Here is a 20080-nt window from a genome sequence, read left to right on the forward strand (position 1 = left end):
GCCGGACTCCACCTCGCCGCCATCCACATCTGGTCAGCAAGGTGATCGCTAAGAAACGGCCTAGGGGCGGCGGGGGCGGGGGACCCGGGGCCGGGGTGTTACGCCGTCGTGGTTCGGGAGGCTTCGGGGTCCGTCCGCCGGGGCGGAGCCGTTCCGTACGGTCACGCGGGGTACCGCTCGGCGAGGCGCGGCGGCTCGGCCCGGTGGTCGTCCGGCGCGTGGACCGGGTAGAGATGGCGGAACGCGTAGGCCGCGGAGGCCATGGTCATGTGGTGGTGCCAGCCGGGGAAGGAGCGTCCCTCGAAGTCCTGGATGCCGAAGTCCTCCTCCAGCGTCATCACGGCGGACTCGGTGGACCTGGTGTGCCGCAGATACGCGAGGGTCTCGTCGACCCGGCGGTCCGTGAAGCTGGTGATCCAGTAGCGCGCTCCGGGCCATCCCCGGCGGGACGGCCGTGCGATGAGCCGGTGGGTGCGGGGCGGCGAGCCGCTGGGCGCGCCCTGGCGGGGCAGCCGGATCTGTGCGGAGTACACGGTGCTCTGCCGGGGCCAGTCACTGCCGCCCTCCATGGTGACCAGGTGCGGCTGGCGCGCCTGACCGTTCCGCATCAGTTCGGCGGCGGTGACCACGGCGGCCGAGGACTTCGGGTTGAGGACGAGTTGGGCGGCGTTCACCTCGAAGATGAAGTCGATGCCCTGACGGGCGAAGCTGGAGGTGACGGGGAGGACGTCTCTGCAGCCCCGTAAGTCGGCGACCCAGGGGACCGAGGCGGCCTGGCGCTCGTCGGTGACCCGGGCGGCGAAGTCCAGCACATGCGCCCAGTCGGGACGGTGGGTGACGCTGTCGGGGATCCTGGCCCGCTGTCGCCGATAGGCGTCGTCACACCATGACTCGTCCAGCACGATCATCCAGTCCACGGGGATGGCCAGGGCGTCCGAGGCCATGAACAGCCCGAGGGCGACCTGACAGTTGATGGTGCGCCCGGCCTCCTCGTCGAACCGCCGGTGGACGCCGACGGAGTGGTGCCCCCGTTTGGGAATGACCACTTCCGTTATGCTCCAGGCCCGCACGGGCACATGCTGCGCGACTTTCCGTTTCAGCGCGTGGCGCACCGGGTGCCATTGCCAGGGGCTGGAATTGATGAACTGTTGAAGCCCATGGGCGGCGGCGGGTGTGTGCGAAACGGCTTTGGCGACCTGTTGCAGAGTCTTCTTTCCTGGCACGCTGAGCAGCCCCCCGAGGTAGGCACTGGCCCACCGCCGTTGATCGACTCTCTGGAGCTGGCCGAACACCTCCTCCACGAAGCCCGGTATCAAGTGCTGATAGGCCGACGGCATGCATGCTGTAGCGCACGACGACACGTAGCGCTCCCCCCTCGTCTGACTTGCACCCTGATGGCGTCCTCAGTGATCAGGCTCGAATAAAAATACCTTCTAGAACGAATTTTTGTGAAAATTTCCTGCTACTTTGCGACCTCAGGCTCTGACCAGCCCGGATACTGGGATCCCCACCCCGATGCCCGCCCGACGGCAGGCTCGTCACCTCGGCCCGCCGGGCCGCGTTCCCTCGGCCCGGCACGCCGGGCAAGGATTCCTGCCCAACAGGGCACACCGAAATCCCCCAGCCGCTCCGCCCTCGGGCGGCCGACGAATCTGCGCCAGACCCATTCCCCGGACCCCCGTCGCCTCATCGATCACATCAGCCCCAGGGGCCCGGACAGGTCGGCCTGCCCCAGAGGGCCTCCGGATGCTCATTCGCTTTCAGAAGCCCCAGCCGACCGGCGCGCTCACAAGCGATTCCTCGCCGCCGGGCCGGAGGTGAGGGCACGCGCCCGCCCCTCGCACTCCCCGGCCACCCGGCCACCCGGCCCCCGGCCACCCGGGCGAAACGGCCGACAAAAGCCCCCTCCGCGCCCGGCTGCCGCGCTCCTCCCGCGCGCCATACGTCCGAAAGCCATCGCAGCACTTCCGCCACAACCCCCGCTCCATGGCCGGGAATGACTCAGTCGGCACCTTCCGTCTTGACGTTCCCGACGGGGTCGTGACCCATCGGGAGCGAGTGGACGGTTCACGGTCCCGACGTGGCCAAATCGCTTGCGCGGCGGCTCTCCCCCTCTTGCTGGGGAGCGCCCCGGCAAGAAAAAATTCCCTGACGAAGGTGTTTTGTTGTTCAGTGGACACAAAGGAACGTCGTGGTCATACAAGACAGAGCACACAGGACTCATGAGTCGCTCCTGGACGCGGCGGCCGACGAGTTCGCCGTCCAGGGGTTCGTCGGAGCCAATCTGCAACGGGTCGCCTCCCAGGCCGGCATGACGAAGGGTGCGGTGTACGGGCACTTCCCCTCGAAGGCCGCGCTCGCGGCCGCCGTCGTCGCTCTGTTCGACCAGAAATGGCAGGGACTGCTGAGGCGCACCGAGGACTCCGACCGGTCGGCCCTGGAGTCCTCGCACTGCCTCGCCCTCGGCTTCGTCCAGCGGCTCCAGAGCGACCTCCGCTTCCGGGCCGGGCTGCGGCTGGTGCTGGAGGAAGCCTCGACACAGCGCCGGGACGCGGCCGTTCTGCGCTGCTTCGCCTTTCAGCTGGACCGTCTGCTGCGGATCGCCCAGGAGCAGGGGGAACTTCCCGGCGAACACGATCCGGAAGTGCTGGGCGGGATGATTCTGGCCATGGTCTTCGGGAGCTACTGGACCGCGCCCGCGCGCAAGTTGGACGATCTGACGGACAGGTTCGGCAGGATGTGGCGACTGATGATGCCGTGCACGGCGTGAGCCGAGACCGCCACGCACACCCGGCACCGCCACAGCGGGACAATGTGAGCCACACAATCCCCACACCGTTCCCGCACAGTGTGTTCAGACGTACAGACAGAGTTCGGGCCATCACCCGGGACCGCCCCTCCCGGGGCTCGCCCGCTCCGCCATACTGGTGCATATTCTCCCTGCGGGATCAGAAACAGCTCGTGCATCGATTGTCTACACTGAGTCAGCTACAGCAATGATCACTATGCGGAGACTAGGCATGACTGACATCGCCGAGCGAGGCAGCACCGGGCAGGCCAACGAAGGCATCAAGGAACTCAAACAGGAGCGGGCGATCCGTACGCGGACCCGGATCCTCAACGCGGCGGCGGAAGCCTTCGCGAGCAAGGGATTTCCCGCCGTGACGATCCTCGACGTCGCCGAACTGACCGGCATGACCAAGGGAGCGGTGTACTTCCACTACACCAACAAGGAAGCCCTCGCGGTCGCGGTGATCGAGGAGTTCGACAGCCGCTTCCCCGTGGTCGCCAAGACGGTCTCGGCGCTGGGTCTCGCGCCGGTCGCCGCCGTGGCGGAACTGCTCACCCGTACCGCCATCGCCTTCCGCGACGACACGATGATGCGGGCGGGCGCGCGCCTCCAGATAGAGCGGGGACTGATCAGGGCCGCCCTGCCGCTCCCCTACGCGAAGTACACCGAGATCATCTACGGCTGGCTCAAGACCGCGGCGGAGGAGGACGGACTCAAGCCCGGCACTTCTCCGGAGGCGCTCGCCCGGGTGCTGGTCTCCGCGTTCTTCGGGGCCCAGCACATCTCCTGGGTGCTCAACGACCGGGCCGACATCACGGAGCGCACCCTGGAGGTCATCCGCGCGGTGATCCCCTGCGGGGAAGGAGCCCTGCTCGCCTGCCCGTCGATCCCCGACCGGGGAAACGCCGCCTGACGGCGGCCTCCCGGCCCCGTCCCCCGCCCTCTCCGGCCTCCGCCGACAGCGCGGAGCCGACTCTTCGGCCGGGTTTCGCAGTACGCCGACCCGGCGGGCCGCGAGCCGAGCACGACGCGCCCGGCCGCCGCGGCAGGAACCGCCCACGAGGGGACGAGGCAGCAGCGAGCCGGCTCCAGAACGACGGGGCACCCTCACGGCGGACGACTTCCCCCGTCGCACACTCCCGTCGACAGCCGTACGCACTCCCCGCGACCACCGCCACACGCCGGTGACACCGCACCACCACCGCGACCGCCCCCGCCGCGCCGCCCTCGCCCCGGCCCGGTCCTCCAGGGGCGATCCGCCCGGACGCCGTGCGAGACACCACCCCGGCATCACCTCGGCATCGCCCCGGCATCGCCACCCGGACGGCCCGCCCGATGCGGCTTTCCGGACGATCGCGCGGGATCGCGCACCCTCATCACTCACCACAAGATGCTATGAACTTAATAAGCGATTTCCATCGATTCATCCCTTTTTAGGGAGGCATCCTCGTGAGTGCGACAACGACCAGCGGCACCACCGAACCCGAAGCCGCCACCGGGCCCGTGCACATCCTCTGGATCAACGCGGGCCTGAGCTGCGACGGCGACTCCGTCGCCCTGACCGCGGCCACCCAGCCCAGCATCGAGGAGATCGTCACCGGCGCCCTGCCGGGCCTGCCGGAGATCGCCGTGCACTGGCCCCTGATCGACTTCGAGTGCGGCCCGGTGCAGGGCGCGGACAACTTCGTGGAGTGGTTCTTCGCCGCCGACCGGGGCGAACTCGACCCGTTCGTGCTGGTCGTCGAGGGTTCGATCCCCAATGAGCAGATCAAGGCGGAGGGCTACTGGTGCGGCTTCGGCGACGATCCCGAGACCGGTCAGCCCATCACCACCAGTGAGTGGCTCGACCGGCTCGCGCCCAAGGCCACCGCCGTCGTCTCGATCGGCACCTGCGCCGCCTACGGCGGCATCCACGCGATGGCGGGCAACCCGACCGGAGCAATGGGCGTACCCGATTATCTCGGCTGGGACTGGACCTCCAAGGCCGGTCTGCCGATCGTCTGCGTGCCCGGCTGCCCCGTCCAGCCGGACAACTTCGCGGAGACACTCACCTATCTGCTCTACCAGCTCGCCGGCTCGGCCCCGATGATCCCTCTGGACGACAAGCTGCGCCCGGCCTGGCTCTTCGGCGCGACCGTGCACGAGGGCTGTGACCGGGGCGGCTACTACGAGCAGGGCCAGTTCGCCGCCGACTACGGCACCCCGGAGTGTCTGGTGCGCCTCGGCTGCTGGGGCCCGGTGGTCAAGTGCAATGTCACCAAGCGCGGCTGGATCAACGGCATCGGCGGCTGTCCCAATGTCGGCGGCATCTGCATCGGGTGCACCATGCCGGGCTTCCCCGACAAGTTCATGCCGTTCATGGACGCCCCGCCGGGATCGCATGTCTCCAGCAACGCCAGCTCCGCCTACGGAGCGGTGATCCGCCGGCTCCGCACGATCACCGCGAAGACCCTCGACAAGGAACCCCGCTGGCGCAGGCCCGGCCGGGCGCCGAAGACCGGCCACCGCTCCCCTCGCTGAACCCCCGCCCGCCGCCCGGCCCACCGCCGCGCCCCCACTCCGCTCGCTCGCAGAAGGGCACAAGAGAGACATGGCACCAACGACCAAGGCGGCCGGCGACGGCATGGGCCTGGTGGAAATGAGCTGGGACCCGATCACCAGGATCGTGGGCAGCCTGGGCATCCATACAAAGATCGACTTCAAGCAGAAGAAGGTCGCGGAGTGCTACAGCACCTCCTCCGTCTTCCGCGGCTACAGCGTCTTCATGCGCGGTAAGGACCCGCGCGACGCCCACTTCATCACCAGCCGGATCTGCGGGATCTGCGGCGACAACCACGCCACCTGCTCGGTCTACGCCCAGAACATGGCGTACGGGGTGAAGCCGCCGCACCTCGGCGAGTGGATCATCAATCTCGGCGAGGCGGCCGAGTACATGTTCGACCACAACATCTTCCAGGAGAACCTGGTCGGGGTCGACTACTGCGAGCGGATGGTGCGCGAGACCAACCCCGGCGTACTGGAGATGGCCGAGCGCACCGAGGCCCCGCACGCGGGCGAGCACGGATACCGCACGATCGCCGACATCATGCGCTCCCTCAACCCCATCGAGGGCGAGTTCTACCGCGAGGCGCTCCATGTCAGCCGGTACACCCGGGAGATGTTCTGTCTGATGGAGGGGCGGCATGTCCACCCCTCCACGCTCTACCCCGGCGGGGTGGGCACGGTCGCCACCGTCCAGCTGTTCACCGACTACCTCACCCGGCTGATGCGCTATGTCGAGTTCATGAAGAAGGTCGTGCCGCTCCACGACGATCTCTTCGACTTCTTCTACCAGGCCCTGCCCGGTTACGAGGAGGTCGGCCGCCGCCGGGTGCTCCTCGGGTGCTGGGGCAGCCTGAACGACCCGGACCACTGCGACTTCACGTACCGCAATATGACGGACTGGGGCCGCAAGATGTTCGTCACCCCGGGCGTCGTGGTCGACGGCAAGCTGGTCACCAACGATCTCACCGAGATCAACCTCGGCATCCGGATCCTGCTCGGCAGCTCGTACTACGAGGACTGGCAGGGCAGGGACCTCTTCGTCACCCACGATCCGCTGGGCAACCCGGTCGACCCCCGCCACCCGTGGAACCAGCACACCATCCCGGCCCCGCAGAAGCGGGACTTCGACGACAAGTACAGCTGGGTGATGTCGCCGCGCTGGTTCGACGGCAAGGAGCATCTGGCGCTGGACACCGGCGGCGGCCCGATCGCCCGGCTCTGGTCCACGGCGCTCTCCGGGCTGGTCGACATCGGCTACATCAAGGCCACCGGCCACAGCGTGGTGATCAATCTGCCGCGCTCGATGACGAAGCCCGAGACCACCTTCGAGTGGAAGATCCCCCGGTGGAGCAATGCCATCGAGCGCAATCGCGCCCGTACCTACTTCCAGGCGTACGCCGCCGCCGCGGCGCTCCACTTCGCGGAGAAGGCCCTGGCCGAGGTCCGGGCCGGGCGGACCCAGACCTGGGAGAAGTTCGAGGTGCCCGACGAGAGCATCGGCTGCGGCTTCACCGAGGCGGTGCGCGGGGTGCTCTCGCACCACATGGTGATCCGCGACGGAAAGATCGCGAACTACCATCCGTATCCCCCCACCCCCTGGAACGCCAGCGTCCGGGACTCCTACGGCACCCCCGGCCCCTATGAGGACGCGGTGCAGAACACCCCGATCTTCGAGGAGAACTCCCCGGAGAACTTCAAGGGCATCGACATCATGCGGGCCGTCCGCAGCTTCGACCCCTGTCTGCCCTGCGGGGTGCACATGTACGTGGGCGGCGGACGCACCCTCAAGCAGCTGCACGTCCCGACCGGGCTGAGCGGACTGACCGGATGAGCGCGGAGGAGACGGGTCTGCGCGTGCAGGAGGCGCTGGACCGGCTGACCGGGGCGGGGGCCCGGGAGGCGGGCGAGGATCTGGTGCGCGAGCTGATGGCGTTCTACGGGGAGGGCCTGGCCGCGCTGGTGGGGGCGCTGGAGCCGGGCGCGCTCGCGCGGGCCCTGGACCATCCGGCGGCGGCCGGGCTGCTGGTCCTGCACGATCTGCACCCCGAGGACGTCGGCGCGCGGATCGTCCGGGCCCTGGACTCGCTGCCCGGGACACCCGCCGTGCTCGTCGGCCACGACCCCGGGAGCGGCACGCTGACACTGCGCCGGGCCGGGTCCGGGGGAGGGTGCGGAGGCGGCTGCGGAGGCGGCGGAGACGAGCGGGAAGTCGAGAACGCGCTCGCCTGCCACGCGCCGGAGGTGACCTCGGTGCTCTGGCGACAGGACCCCGCCCTGCTCCAGATCGGCAGCCGTCCGCCATCGGCGACGGAGGCCGGGACCGCGACGGACGCCGGGACCGCGACGGACGCCGTCCGGTGACCGTGACCGTGACCGTACATCCACTCCCCCGCCCCGGCACCGCGCTGCTGCGCGGCATGCGCGCGCCCGCCCCGCCCAAGCCGGAGCGCTGCGCCTTCTGCGGCATCCGGCTCGCCCCCGGCCACCGGCATCTGGCGGACACCGCGGAACGCGCCCTCGTCTGCGCCTGCACCGCCTGCGCGCTGCTCCTGAACCGGCCCGGGGCGGCGGGAGACCGCTACCGCGGTGTGCCCGACCGCTGTCTCACCGACCCCCGCCACCAGGTGGCCGAGGCCGCCTGGGCGACCCTCGGCATCCCCGTGAGCACCGCCTTCCTGCTGTTCAACTCCGCCCTGGACGCTCCGGTGCTGTGCTACCCCGGCCCCGCCGGAGCCACCGAGAGCGAGCTCGCGGCGACGGCCTGGCGGACCGTCTTCGGCGACAGCCGGCTGGCGGCGGCGCTGGAGCCCGATGTGGAGGCCCTGCTGCTGCGCCGGACCCGGGAGCGCGTCCAGTGCTTCCTGGTGCCGATCGACCTCTGTTACGAGCTGGTCGGCCGGATGCGGCTGCGCTGGCGGGGCTTCGACGGCGGCGCCGAGGCCCATGCCGAACTCGACGCCTTCTTCGCCGCCGTGGCGGACCGCGCCCGCACCCTGCCCGAGGAGATCCTGAGATGACCGAACTCCGCTTCGGCTGCACGGAGGTACGGGCCGACCGGCACGCCGCCGGCCCCACCCTCGTATTCCGGCTGCGGATCACCGCACCCGGCGGAGCCCGGGTGCACGCCGTGGCGCTCCGCTGCCAGCTGCGCATCGAACCGGCGCGCCGCTCCTACGCCGAGCGCGAGGGCGAGCGGCTGACCGATCTGTTCGGCGACCGCTCCCGCTGGGGCAGCACGCTCAACCCGATCCAGTTCGCCCAGGTCTCCTTGATGGTGCCCGGGTTCACCGGCGAGACCGAGATCGATGTCGCGGTGCCGTGCACCTATGACCTGGACATCGCCGCGACCCGCTACTTCCGGGCGCTCGACGAGGGGGATGTGCCGCTGCTGCTGCTGTTCTCCGGAACCGTCTTCAGCGGCCCGGCAGGTTTCCAGGTCACCCCGGTCTCCTGGGACCGGGAGACCTCGGCGCGGCTGCCGGTGAAGGTGTGGCGGGAGATGATCGAGCAGCACTTCCCCGGCTGCGGCTGGCTGCGGCTGCCCGGCGATGTCATCGACGGTCTGCTCGCCTTCCGCACCCGGCGGGCGCTGCCCTCCTGGGAGGCGACCGTGCGCGCGCTCCTCAGCACGGCCGAACCGGCCGAGGTCGGGGAGGGCGCGCTGTGACGGACACAGACACGGACACGGACGCGGACGCGTACACCGGACCGGACGTCCTCCCCGACGGGCTGGAGGAACGCCTCGGGGCGGTACGGCAGCTCGCCGACGCGGTGCTCTTTGAAGGGTATGTCCTCTACCCCTACCGGGCGTCGGCGGCGAAGAACCGGCTGCGCTGGCAGTTCGGGGTGCTCGTGCCGCCCGGCGGCGACGCGTCGGACCAGGTCCATCAGCGGACCGAGTGTCTGATGGAGCCCCGCGACGGCGCGCGGCTCGCGGTCGAGCTGCGCTTCCTGCGGGCACGGCGCAGAACCGTCCAGAAGGCCACCGGGGACGGCGGCCATGAGACGGTCGCGGAGCTGGAGTTGAGCGACCGCACCCTGGTCGCCTGGGACGAGGGCCTGGAGGAGCGGATCCGGCTGCTCGTGCCGGTGTCCGACCTGGCCCGCGACGGCGGGGTCGCCCACGCCTTCCGGCTGCCCGCGCGGTACGAGGAGGAGACGGTCGAGGACTCGGGCGCCCGAGTGGGCCGGCTGCTGCTCGCGCGGGAGGCGGTCGCCGGGGTGATCAGGCTGCGTACGACGGAGATCCCCGGGCCGTGTCGCACGGTCCGGCTGACCGCCGTCGTGGAGAACACCGGCAGCGTGAACACCAGGACCGCGGAGAGCCCCGGCACCGCGGAGAGCCCCGGGGGCGCGACCGGCGGGGCCCGCCGGGAGGCGGCGCTGCCGCACTCCCTGGTCTCGGCGCATCTGCTGCTCGCCCTCGACCGGGGCTCCTTCCTCTCGATGACCGACCCTCCCCAGTGGGCGGGGGCGGCGGCGGCCCAGTGCCGCAATGAGCACACCTGGCCGGTGCTGGCGGGCGAACCGGGCCGCGACCAGGTGGTGCTGTCCTCGCCGATCATTCTGGAGGACCATCCCCGGATCGCGCCGGAGAGCCCCGGCGCGCTCTACGACGCCACCGAGATCGACGAGATCCTGGCCCTGCGCACGGCGGCGCTGACCGACCGTGAGAAGCGCGAGGCCCGGGGCACCGACGACCGCGCAGGCGCGGTGATCGACCTGGCCGACTCGATGCCGCCCGAGGTGCTGGAGCGGCTGCACGGCGCGGTCCGGGCGCTGCGCGAGGTCACCGGCGACCCGGGAGCGCCGCCGGACCGGACCGGGGGTGATCCGTACGGCACCGATCGCCCCTGGTGGGATCCGGGGGCCGACCGGGATGTGGACCCCGCCCGGGACCGGGTCCTCATCGCGGGGCACCGGGTCGGCGCGGGCAGCCGGGTGGTGCTGGGGCCGGGCCGTCGGCGTACCGACGCGCAGGATCTCTTTCTGCACGGGCGGACCGCTCTGGTGGAGGCCGTGCTGCGCGATGTCGACGGCTCGGTGCATCTGGCGGTGACGGTGGAGGGCGATCCGGGCGCGGATCTCTGGCGCGAGCAGGGCAGGTTCCGCTACTTCCAGCCCGATGAGGTCACTCCCGTGGAGGAGTCGTGAGCGGCGGCCGGGTGCTGGTGGCGGGGGTGGGGAACATCCTGCTGGGCGACGACGGGTTCGGGGTGGAGACGGTCCGGCGGCTCAGGGGGGTTCCCGTGCCGGCCGGGGTCGATGTCGTCGACTACGGGGTACGGGGCGTCCATCTGGCGTACCGGCTCCTCGACGGCTACCGGACGCTGCTGCTCGTCGACGCGGTCTCGCGCGGCGGGCCGCCGGGCACGGTGTATCTGATCGAGGCGGACACCGGTCCGGTGGAGCCCGCCGACGTACCGGCGCTGGACGGCCACCGGATGGGCCCGGACGCGGTGCTGGCGCTGCTGGCCACACTGAGCGCGGGCACCGGGGGCACACCGCCCGAACGGGTGCTGGTGGTCGGCTGCGAACCCCGGACGCTCGTGGAGGGCATCGGGCTGAGCGCCGAGGTCTCGGCGGGGGCGGCGGAGGCCGTCGGACTGATCCTCGATGTGCTCGCGGAGGAGACCGCCGGGACGCGGCGGTCCGGGAGAAGAAAGGCGTCGTCATGCTGAAGACCGTGTTCGCCACGGCCCTGGGGGCCGCCGCCGCGGTGGTGCTCTGGCAGAGTCTGCCGGACCTCAAGCGGTATCTGCGCATCTCCCGGATGTGACGCGGGCGGGCCCTGCGCCGCTGCCAACAGGGTGGCTCCGGCCGTGCCGACGGCGTGGCGTCGCGCTCCCACCGCCGGCCCGCCGTGCAATGGGAGGGCTGTCACGCCGGATACCGGGCCGCTGCCGGCCCTGTGGAGCGCGATCCTGGAGCGAGGCCGGCCGATGCACGAGATGTCGATCGCGGCGGCCGTCGTCGACCAGGTGGCGACCGCGGCGGCCGAACGCGGTGCGACGGGGGTGGCGGCCGTGCGGCTGGACGTCGGCGAACTCGCCGGTGTGGTGCCCCGGGCACTGGACTTCTGCTTCTCGCTGGCCTGCGCCGGGACGGTGCTGGAGGGCGCGCTGCTCATCACCCGGAGTGTCCCGGCGCGGGCCCGGTGCGAGCCGTGCGGGACCCAGTGGGCTCCGGGGCTGCCGCCCGATCTGCGCTGCCCGGGGTGCGGCGGCGCGCGGGCGGAGTTGCTGACGGGGCGTGAACTTCAGATCCGTGAGGTCGAGTGGGCACCGGGCCCGCTGCCCGTGCACGGCTGACGAGGAAGGCGGAATGCCATGTGCGGTACGGCCGATCTCCGGCAGGCGGTCCTGGCCCGCAATGACGACAGCGCGCGGGCGCTGCGGTCCGAGCTGGCGTCCAGGGGGACTGTGGCCGTCAGTCTGCTCTCCAGTCCGGGGAGCGGGAAGACCGCGCTGCTGGAGGCCGAACTCGCGCTCGCCCACGGGCGCGGGGTGCCGGTCGCCGCGCTCACCGCCGATCTCGCCACCGAGAACGACGCCCGGCGGCTGGCCCGTACCGGGGTGCCGGTGCAGCAGGTGTTCACGGACGGGCTGTGCCATCTGGAGGCCGTGATGCTGCGCGGATATCTGGCGGGCTGGCTGCCGCCGGACACCCGGGTGCTCTTCGTGGAGAACGTCGGCAATCTGGTCTGCCCGGCCTCCTACGACCTCGGGGAGTCGCTGCGGGTGACGCTGGCGTCGGTGACGGAGGGGGAGGACAAGCCGCTGAAGTATCCGGGCGCGTTCGGTCTGGCCCAGCTCGTGGTGGTCACCAAGACCGATATCGCCGAGGCCGTGGAGTTCGACCGGAATCTCTTCCTGCGGAATGTGGACCGGGTCAATCCGGGGGTGGAGGTGGTGTTCACCTCGGCCCGCCGGGGGCAGGGGGCCGGTGTGCTGCTGGACCGGGCGCTCGCCGTGCGGGACGGCGCGAAGGCGCACCGGCCGGTGATGTCGCGTACGGCGGAACGCCCCCCGGTGCACCCCCGCGACCATGACTCGGTGCCGCACGCCCACCCGCACTCCGTGCCCCACGGCCACCGTCATGACCACCCGGTCGCGGAGCACCCCGTCGCGGACCACCGGTGACCGTTTCCCGCGAGCCGTCCGTCGCGCTGCGCCGGAGGGTCGCCGTGCGGGGGGTGGTGCAGGGGGTCGGGTTCCGGCCGTTCGTGTTCACGCTCGCCGCCGAGCTGGGGCTCCGCGGCCATGTCGGCAACACCGGCGACGGAGTGCTCGCGGAGATCGAGGGACCGCGGGACGCCGTCGACTCGTTCTGTCTGCGGGTGCGGACGGACGCGCCCCCGTCGGCGCGGGTGGTCTCCGTACGGCACGAGAACATCCCGGTCACCGGCGCGCGGGGCTTCACGATCGCGCCCTCGCGGCCGGGCGGTTCCCGGGGCCGGAGCATCGTCCCGCCCGACAGCGCGACCTGTGACCGATGTCTGGCCGAACTCGCCGACCCCGGGAACCGCCGTTACCGGCATCCGTTCATCACCTGCACCGACTGCGGTCCGCGCTTCACCATCGTCACCGATCTGCCGTACGACCGGGCGTCGACCACGATGGCGGGCTTCCCTATGTGCCCGGAGTGCGCCCGCGAGTACCGCGATCCGGCGGACCGGCGCTTCCACGCGCAGCCGGTCTCCTGCCACGACTGCGGCCCCCGGCTCTCGCTGCTCGGGCCGGGGCGCGCGCCGCTCGGCGGGGAGGAGGCCCTGCGCCGGGCGCGGGAGCTGCTGACGGCCGGTGCGGTCCTGGCGGTCAAGGGGATCGGCGGCTACCACCTGGCGTGCGACGCCGGGAACGAGGACGCCGTCGCGCTGCTGCGCCGTCGCAAGAACCGGGGCGACAAGCCGTTCGCGCTGATGGCGCGTGAACTCGCCGACGTCGAACCGCTGGTGGACATCGGGGCGGCGGAGCGGGCGCTGCTGACCGGCCCGGTCCGGCCGGTCGTGCTGCTGCGCCGCCGCCGGGGCGGCCCGGCCGCGGGCCGGGCGGCCGTGGAAGCCGTCGCGCCGCGCGGTCCCGACCTGGGGGTGATGCTGCCGTACACCCCGCTGCACCAGCTGCTGCTCGGGCTGCCCGGTGATCCGGCCGGGCCCCGGCTGCTGGTGATGACCAGTGCCAATCTGGCCGGTGAGCCCATCGTCACCGACGACACGGAGGCGCTCGAACGGCTCGCGCCGCTGGTCGACGCCTGGCTGGCGCACGACCGGCCGATCCATGTCCCGTGCGACGACTCGGTGGTGCGGGTCGTCGACGGCCGGACGCTGCCGCTGCGCCGGTCGCGCGGTTTCGTCCCGCTGCCCGTCGCGCTCCCGCTGGCGGTACGGCCGGTGCTGGCGGCGGGCGGCGATCTGAAGAACACGCTGGCGCTCGCCGAGGGGCGGCACGCCTGGCTGTCCGGGCACATCGGCGACATGGACAATCTGGCGACGCTCGACGCCTTCGACCGCGCGGCGGACCACCTCGGCGCGCTGACCGGTGTCGCACCTGCCGAGCTGGCCGCCGACCGGCACCCCGGCTACCGCTCGGCCGCCCGCGCGGCGCGCCGGGCGGGCGGGCGGCCGGTGGCCCGGGTGCAGCACCATCACGCGCATGTCGCGGCGGCGATGGCGGAGCACGGCCTCGACGGCTGTCGGCCGGTGATCGGCGTCGCCTTCGACGGCACCGGGTACGGGGACGACGGCGCGGTGTGGGGCGGCGAGGTGCTGATCGCGGACTACGCGGGCTTCCGGCGCTTCGCCCATCTCGCGTACGTGCCCCTGCCGGGCGGCGACGCGGCGGTGGCCCGCCCCTACCGGATGGCACTGGCCCATCTGCGGGCCGCCGGCATCGAGTGGGCGGGCGATCTGCCGCCCGTCGCCGTCTGCCCTCAGGACGAACTCCGGGTGCTGGCAAGCCTGTTGGACACCGGGCCGCCGCACTCCGTGCCCACGTCCAGCATGGGCCGGCTCTTCGACGCGGTGTCCTCGCTCGCCGGGATCTGTCACCGCAGCGGGTACGAGGCCCAGGCGGCCGTCGAGCTGGAGGGCGCGGCGTACGCCCACGGCCCGGCGTACGGCGACGGCTACCGCTTCGCACTGGTGGACGGCGACGGCGGACAGCTGGCCGACCCGGGCCCGGTGCTGCGCGAGGCGGTGGCCGATCTGCGGGCGGGAGCGCCGGGCGGGCTGGTGGCGGCGCGCTTCCACGCCTCGGTGACGGATGTGGTGCGGCGCGTCTGCGCGAGCGCCCGCGAACGCCACGGGCTGGAGACGGTCGCGCTGACCGGCGGGGTGTTCGGCAACGCGCTGCTGCTGTCCGGCTGCGCGCGCGGCCTGGCGGCGGACGGGTTCACGGTGCTGCGGCACCGCCTCGTACCGCCCAATGACGGCGGGCTGGCCCTCGGCCAGCTGATGGTGGCCGCGTGGGTCGTGACGGGAGAGGCCCAAGAGTCACGAGAGGTCCAAGAAGTCCAAGAGGTCTGAAAGTCCCGAGAGTCCCGAGAGTTCTGAGAGGAGACAGCTCCATGTGTCTGGCCGTGCCCGGCAGGGTGATGGAGATCGAGGAGCGCGACGGCACCCGGATGGCCGTCGTGGACTTCGGCGGTGTGGTCAAGGACGTGTGCCTGGAGTATCTGCCGGACCTGGCGGTGGGCGAGTACGCCATCGTGCACGTCGGGTTCGCGCTGCAACGGCTGGACGAGGAGTCGGCGCTGAAGACGCTCGAACTCTTCGCGGAGCTGGGTCTGCTCCAGGAGGAGTTCGGCGATCCCTTGGAGGTGGAACGGTGAGATATCTGGCGGAGTTCCAGAATCCGGAGCTGGCCCGCGGGCTGCTCGACGATATCAGGGCGGCGGTGACGCGGCCCTGGGCGCTGATGGAGGTGTGCGGTGGTCAGACGCATACGATCATCCGCCATGGCATCGATCAACTGCTCCCCGAGGGGATCGAGTTGATCCACGGTCCGGGGTGTCCCGTCTGTGTGACCCCGCTGGAGATCATCGACAAGGCTCTGGAGATCGCCTCCAGACCCGGGGTGATCTTCTGTTCCTTCGGGGACATGCTGCGGGTGCCGGGCACCGGCCGCGATCTGTTCCGGGTACGGGGCGAGGGCGGCGACGTCCGGGTGGTGTACTCGCCGCTGGACGCGCTGCGTATCGCGATCGACAACCCGGATCGCGAGGTGGTGTTCTTCGGCATCGGTTTCGAGACCACCGCCCCGCCCAACGCCATGGCGGTGCACCAGGCCCGCAAGCTCGGCATCCGCAATTTCAGCGTGCTCGTCTCGCATGTGCGGGTGCCGCCCGCCATCGAGGCCGTCATGAGTTCGCCCGACTGCCGGGTGCAGGGTTTTCTGGCGGCCGGCCATGTGTGCAGTGTGATGGGTACGGAGGAGTATCCGGCGCTGGCCGCGCGCCACCGGGTGCCGATCGTGGTCACCGGTTTCGAGCCGCTCGACATCCTGGAGGGCGTCCGGCGCACGGTGCGGCAGTTGGAGCGCGGTGAGCACACGGTCGACAACGCATATCCGCGCGCGGTGCGGCCGGAGGGCAACCCGGCGGCGCGGGCGATGCTGGCGGACGTCTTCGAGGTCACCGACCGGTCCTGGCGCGGGATCGGCGTGATCCCGCTCAGCGGCTGGCGGCTCTCCGAACGGTACCGCGACCTCGACGCGGAGCACCGCTTCGAGGTCGGCGGCATCACCACCCGCGAGCCCGCCGAGTGCCGCAGCGGTGAAGTCCTCCAGGGCCTCCTCAAACCGAACGAGTGCGGGGCTTTTGGCACCGTGTGCACTCCGCGCACCCCGCTCGGCGCGACCATGGTGTCCAGCGAGGGCGCCTGTGCCGCTTACTACCTGTACCGCCGTCTGGGGAGCCCGGCGGCACCGCTGGAGGCGAACCCCGTTGGCTGACACCCTGTCCGGACTCCAAGCCCCCGCCGTCGGCGCCCCCGCCGTCGCACCGGACCTCCGCGGCTGGACCTGTCCCCTGCCGCTGCGGGACCACCCCCGGGTGGTGATGGGGCACGGTGGGGGCGGGGCCATGTCCGCCGAGCTGGTGGAGCACATCTTCCTGCCCGCGTTCGGCGGCCGGACGGCGGCCGCGCTTGGCGACAGCGCCGCGCTGAGCGTCGGCGGGGCGCGTCTCGCGTTCTCCACGGACTCGTTCGTGGTCCGGCCGCTGTTCTTCCCCGGCGGCAGCATCGGCGATCTCGCGGTCAACGGCACCGTCAACGACCTCGCCATGAGCGGTGCCAGGGCGGCCTATCTGTCCTGCGGCTTCATTCTGGAGGAGGGGGTCGAGACGGCGCTGCTCGGCCGGGTCGCCCAGGCGCTGGGCGAAGCGGCCCGAGCGGCCGGGGCGGAGGTGGTCACCGGCGACACCAAGGTGGTCGAGTCGGGCCACGGGGACGGCGTCTACATCAACACCTCGGGCATCGGGCTGATCCCGCCCGGCGTGGACATCCGTCCGCAGCGCGCCGAGCCGGGCGATGTGGTGATCGTCAGCGGTGAGATCGGGCTCCACGGAGTGGCGATCATGAGTGTGCGCGAGGGGCTGGAGTTCGGCGTCGAGGTCCGAAGCGACTGCGCGGCCCTGGGCGGTCTGGTCGAGGCGATGCTCGCGGTCACCCTGGATCTGCATGTTCTGCGGGATCCCACCCGGGGCGGGCTGGCGGCCTCCCTCAATGAGATCGCCTCGGCCGCCGGCGTCGGTGTGCTGATCCAGGAGCGCGCCGTGCCGGTGCCCGAACAGGTCGCCAACGCCTGCGCGATCCTCGGTCTGGACCCGATGTATGTGGCCAATGAGGGCAAACTCGTCGCCTTCGTGCCCCGCGAGCACGCCGAAGCGGTCCTCGCCGCGATGCGGGCGCATCCCCTGGGAGCCCGGGCCGCCGTGATCGGCGAGTGTGTGCCGGACCACCCGGGGATGGTGGTCGCCCGCACCGCGTTCGGCGGTACGAGAGTGGTCGATCTGCCGCTCGGCGAGCAGTTGCCGCGGATCTGCTGAGGCCGCCGTGTGCCGTGACACCGGTGTTCCGGCGGCGGGGCGACCCGCCGCCGGGACACCACACGGGCACAGCAGCGATTTCCCGGAGGGCGCCGCCTTACGGGCGTCGGTGGCGGTGTCGGTACCCGTGTCGGCGATGGTGTCGGTGTCGCATTGCGCTGGGGCGGCCTCTGTGGCCGTGCCCCCGCTCTCGCTCCCGCCCGTACGGTCGGCCCCGATCAGCGGTCCGACCGCGGTCAGCAGCGCGGGAGCCGCCGCCAGCGCGAAGCAGAGCGCCAGGGGCGCCTGCCCCACCAGCAGCCCGACACCGGCCGTACCGCCCGATATCCCCGCGTTGAGCGCGGTGTTGACCCATGCGCTGTCCCGGGTGCGCGTCTCGGGGGCGGCGGTACGGTCCGCGATCATGTACGCCGTGGTCATGGCGGGCGCGACGAACACTCCCGCCAGCGCGGTCAGTCCGGCGAACACATACAGATTCGGGGCGAGCCCGGCGGTGGCCAGCACCAGCGCGAGCCCGGCGGCGAGCACTGCCAGACGCGAGCGGTCCGAGCCCCGCCAGTCGACGGCTCCGTACACCAGTCCGCCGACGGCGCTGCCGGCCGAGAGCGCGGCCAGCACCCAGGGCACCGCCCCGGGCTGCTGAAGCCGGTCGGCGAAGGCGACGACCAGGAGTTCCAGCGCGCCCAGGCACAGACCGACGCCCGCCGACACCGCGATGACGCCGTGCAGCCCTTTGCTGATCGGCACGCGCGGACGGCGGCCGCCCGGCGCGGCATCCCGCCGCCTCGGCCGCTTCGGGACCGGCCCCCGCTCCGCCCGGCGGGCGGCCGCCGCGCGCACCGGCGGGGTACGGACGAGAGCGAGCGTGCCGACCAGGATGAGCACGGCGCTGGCCGCGACACCGGCGGCGGGTACCGCGGCGCTCGCCAGCACGCCCACCAGGAGCGGCCCGGTGACGAAGAGGATCTCCTCGGCGATGGAGTCCAGGCTGTAGGCCCGCCGGAGCATCGCCTTGTCGGGAAGCAGATCGCTCCAGAGCGTACGCATCACCGGGCCCAGCGGCGGGGTGCACGCACCGGCCGCCGCGGCCAGCGCGCCGAGCAGCAGTCCGGAAGCGCCGGGCCGCCAGGTGACCTGGGCCAGCACCGCCAGCAGCAGGGCGTACGCGATGGCCATTGGGGGCAGCGCGCGGCCCGGGCCGTACCGGTCGACCAGGGCGGCTCGGAAGGGGGACAGAAAGACGCTGGTCAGCCCGAAGAGGGCCATCACGGTCCCGGCCACGGCATAGGAGCCGGTGCCGCCCGCGATGGCGAGCAGCAGGGAGAGCGAGATCATTCCGTAGGAGAGACGGCCCAGCAGGGCCGCGCCGAAGGTGCGGCAGGCATACCGGGTCCGCAGCACGGCGGAGTACGAAGGAACGCGCGAAGGCGCAGTCATGGGGATATTCCTCGGAAAGGCGGCGCGCGGACGGCGCGGCGCACATTTTCAGGGACGCTGAAGTGCCGCACCCGTGGGTGCGGTCAGGATCAGGTCCTAAACACGAGGAATAAGCATGATCATGAATTTAACAGCTGTCGGAGCGGGGCGGTACCCCCTGTCCGGTCACGGGCCGGTCCGCGCGAGCGGTGTCGCGCGGACCGGCCGCTGACGGGTCCGGTTCCGGTCCGGTTCCAGGTCAGGTCAGGTCAGGTCCTCAGTGCTTCCGCCAGACGGTGACATGTGCTTCGAAGTAGTCGTACTCACGGGGGTTCTGGCGCAGTACGCATGCCTCATCGACCTCGGTGACCAGGTCGAAGTCACTGGCCAGCAGGGCCTTGACCGCCTCCTCGCTGGGGGTGGCGTCCCGCGCGGACCCCAGCCATGATTCGGGGGCGCTGTACTCCGGGTACCAGGACCACGGGCAAGCGATCATGAGCAGCCCGCCGCTGCGCAGCGTCCGCTCCGACGCGCCGAACTGCCGCAGGCACAGCTCGGGATCGGCCACCCGGTCCACCACATTGGACAGCAGCACGGCGTCGAAGGAGCCCTCGACCGACTCAAGGTCCGCGCCGTCCCCGACCTCGAACTCCACCCGCGCGCAGGACTCCGGGTACGGAAGCCGTACTTCGACGTCCTTGGTGAACGGCCCCTGCTGCACGATGCTGAACACCCCGCCGCCTCCGACGGTCAGCGCCTTGGCGACCTCGATCGACCGCCTGCTGATGTCCACTCCCACCACCCGGTCCTCGACCCAGGTGCTCAGCGCGTGGCTCACCCCGCCGACATTGCATCCCACGTCGAGCGCGGTACGGACGCGGGTACCGGTCGTTCTGGCGCTCTCCCGGAGAAGTTCCGACAGCCGGCGGGGGTAGCCGTGCGCCGCGGCGAGCGGATGGCCCGCTCTCTCGAACACGTCGTCCAGCTCGCCGTAGTGCATCAGCAGATACTTCGATATCTCCCGCGCCCGGTCGTACTGCGATATGTGCAGCTCGGGTTCAAAGATCTCTTCGCTCTTGACCAGGATCTGAGGCACGAACACTTCTGGCTCCTATGTGTCAGGGACGGGGACCGGTTCGACGCCGGAGCACTGGCCGCTCCCGGCGGGGTTCGGCCAGGTGTTTGGCGAGTTCGGCGGGGGTGGGGTGTTGGAAGAGTGTGTGGATGGTGGTGTGGGTGTTGAGGGTGGTGTTGATGCGGTTGGTGAGGCGCATGGCGAGG

The 20080-nt window shown here is 71.4% G+C and carries 19 protein-coding genes and 1 pseudogene; 16 read left to right on the forward strand and 4 right to left on the reverse strand.

The genetic code is table 11. The features are described from left to right. Window positions 1-161: 161 nt before the first annotated feature. Window positions 162-1337: an IS701 family transposase gene (locus tag IE247_RS33210; protein ID WP_190127091.1), complete on the reverse strand. Its 1176-nt coding sequence runs from the start codon at window positions 1335-1337 to the stop codon at window positions 162-164. An 854-nt stretch (window positions 1338-2191) separates the two neighbouring features. Here IE247_RS33210 and IE247_RS33215 point away from each other — a divergent pair. The 16 genes from IE247_RS33215 to hypE all read left to right on the forward strand — a co-directional run bounded on the left by IE247_RS33215 (window position 2192) and on the right by hypE (window position 17383). Continuing rightward, complete coding sequence (locus IE247_RS33215) at window positions 2192-2770, forward strand: TetR family transcriptional regulator (RefSeq protein ID WP_190127092.1); 579 nt, start codon at window positions 2192-2194, stop codon at window positions 2768-2770. A gap of 250 nt (window positions 2771-3020) precedes the next feature. Further along, window positions 3021-3704: a ScbR family autoregulator-binding transcription factor gene (locus IE247_RS33220; protein WP_190127093.1), complete on the forward strand. Its 684-nt coding sequence runs from the start codon at window positions 3021-3023 to the stop codon at window positions 3702-3704. A 530-nt stretch (window positions 3705-4234) separates the two neighbouring features. Then, window positions 4235-5311: an NADH-quinone oxidoreductase subunit B family protein gene (locus tag IE247_RS33225; RefSeq protein WP_373305649.1), complete on the forward strand. Its 1077-nt coding sequence runs from the start codon at window positions 4235-4237 to the stop codon at window positions 5309-5311. 70 nt (window positions 5312-5381) lie between these two features. Beyond that, complete coding sequence (locus IE247_RS33230) at window positions 5382-7166, forward strand: nickel-dependent hydrogenase large subunit (RefSeq protein ID WP_190127095.1); 1785 nt, start codon at window positions 5382-5384, stop codon at window positions 7164-7166. Beyond that, complete coding sequence (locus IE247_RS33235) at window positions 7163-7696, forward strand: NifU-related iron-sulfur-binding protein (protein WP_190127096.1); 534 nt, start codon at window positions 7163-7165, stop codon at window positions 7694-7696. The genes IE247_RS33230 and IE247_RS33235 overlap by 4 nt, the downstream gene beginning before the upstream one ends. An 8-nt stretch (window positions 7697-7704) precedes the next feature. After that, entirely contained in the window at window positions 7705-8352 is a 648-nt protein-coding gene (locus IE247_RS33240; protein ID WP_373305645.1) for a DUF5947 family protein, read from the forward strand. Then, window positions 8349-9002: a DUF6084 family protein gene (locus tag IE247_RS33245; protein WP_190127097.1), complete on the forward strand. Its 654-nt coding sequence runs from the start codon at window positions 8349-8351 to the stop codon at window positions 9000-9002. Before IE247_RS33240 ends, IE247_RS33245 begins: the two co-directional genes overlap by 4 nt. Then, entirely contained in the window at window positions 8999-10489 is a 1491-nt protein-coding gene (locus IE247_RS33250) for a hypothetical protein (RefSeq protein ID WP_373305646.1), read from the forward strand. The genes IE247_RS33245 and IE247_RS33250 overlap by 4 nt, the downstream gene beginning before the upstream one ends. Beyond that, entirely contained in the window at window positions 10486-11016 is a 531-nt protein-coding gene (locus IE247_RS33255) for a hydrogenase maturation protease (protein WP_190127098.1), read from the forward strand. Before IE247_RS33250 ends, IE247_RS33255 begins: the two co-directional genes overlap by 4 nt. Next, a complete protein-coding gene (locus IE247_RS35110) occupies window positions 11010-11114 on the forward strand; it encodes a DUF6893 family small protein (RefSeq protein ID WP_373305647.1) in 105 nt (34 codons plus the stop codon). The genes IE247_RS33255 and IE247_RS35110 overlap by 7 nt, the downstream gene beginning before the upstream one ends. Window positions 11115-11277: 163 nt before the next feature. Continuing rightward, on the forward strand, window positions 11278-11646 hold the full coding sequence (hypA, locus tag IE247_RS33260) for a hydrogenase maturation nickel metallochaperone HypA (protein WP_190127099.1): 369 nt from the start codon (window positions 11278-11280) through the stop codon (window positions 11644-11646). Between the two features lie 18 nt (window positions 11647-11664). Then, the gene (gene hypB, locus IE247_RS33265; protein WP_190127100.1) at window positions 11665-12477 is read left to right on the forward strand and encodes a hydrogenase nickel incorporation protein HypB; all 813 of its coding nucleotides are present in this window, start codon (window positions 11665-11667) and stop codon (window positions 12475-12477) included. Continuing rightward, the gene (gene hypF, locus IE247_RS33270) at window positions 12474-14861 is read left to right on the forward strand and encodes a carbamoyltransferase HypF (protein WP_190127101.1); all 2388 of its coding nucleotides are present in this window, start codon (window positions 12474-12476) and stop codon (window positions 14859-14861) included. The genes hypB and hypF overlap by 4 nt, the downstream gene beginning before the upstream one ends. Window positions 14862-14902: 41 nt before the next feature. After that, a complete protein-coding gene (locus IE247_RS33275; RefSeq protein WP_190127102.1) occupies window positions 14903-15166 on the forward strand; it encodes a HypC/HybG/HupF family hydrogenase formation chaperone in 264 nt (87 codons plus the stop codon). Then, window positions 15163-16287 (forward strand): hydrogenase formation protein HypD, encoded by a 1125-nt coding sequence (gene hypD / locus IE247_RS33280; protein ID WP_190127103.1) that lies wholly within the window; start codon window positions 15163-15165, stop codon window positions 16285-16287. Before IE247_RS33275 ends, hypD begins: the two co-directional genes overlap by 4 nt. A 106-nt stretch (window positions 16288-16393) precedes the next feature. Further along, complete coding sequence (gene hypE, locus IE247_RS33285) at window positions 16394-17383, forward strand: hydrogenase expression/formation protein HypE (RefSeq protein WP_229869521.1); 990 nt, start codon at window positions 16394-16396, stop codon at window positions 17381-17383. A 198-nt stretch (window positions 17384-17581) separates the two neighbouring features. Here hypE and IE247_RS33290 read toward each other — a convergent pair. From IE247_RS33290 to IE247_RS35115, 3 genes and pseudogenes are all read right to left on the reverse strand, one after another. Further along, window positions 17582-18820 (reverse strand): annotated as a pseudogene (locus IE247_RS33290) (MFS transporter); the annotation flags it as partial. A 256-nt stretch (window positions 18821-19076) separates the two neighbouring features. Continuing rightward, the gene (locus IE247_RS33295) at window positions 19077-19901 is read right to left on the reverse strand and encodes a class I SAM-dependent methyltransferase (RefSeq protein WP_229869520.1); all 825 of its coding nucleotides are present in this window, start codon (window positions 19899-19901) and stop codon (window positions 19077-19079) included. A gap of 16 nt (window positions 19902-19917) precedes the next feature. Further along, window positions 19918-20073, reverse strand: coding sequence for an acyl carrier protein (locus IE247_RS35115; RefSeq protein WP_373305650.1), 156 nt, complete (start codon window positions 20071-20073; stop codon window positions 19918-19920). Window positions 20074-20080 lie beyond the last annotated feature (7 nt).

It is taken from the genome of Streptomyces inusitatus, from assembly GCF_014651115.1.
GTDB lineage: Bacteria > Actinomycetota > Actinomycetes > Streptomycetales > Streptomycetaceae > Streptomyces > Streptomyces amakusaensis.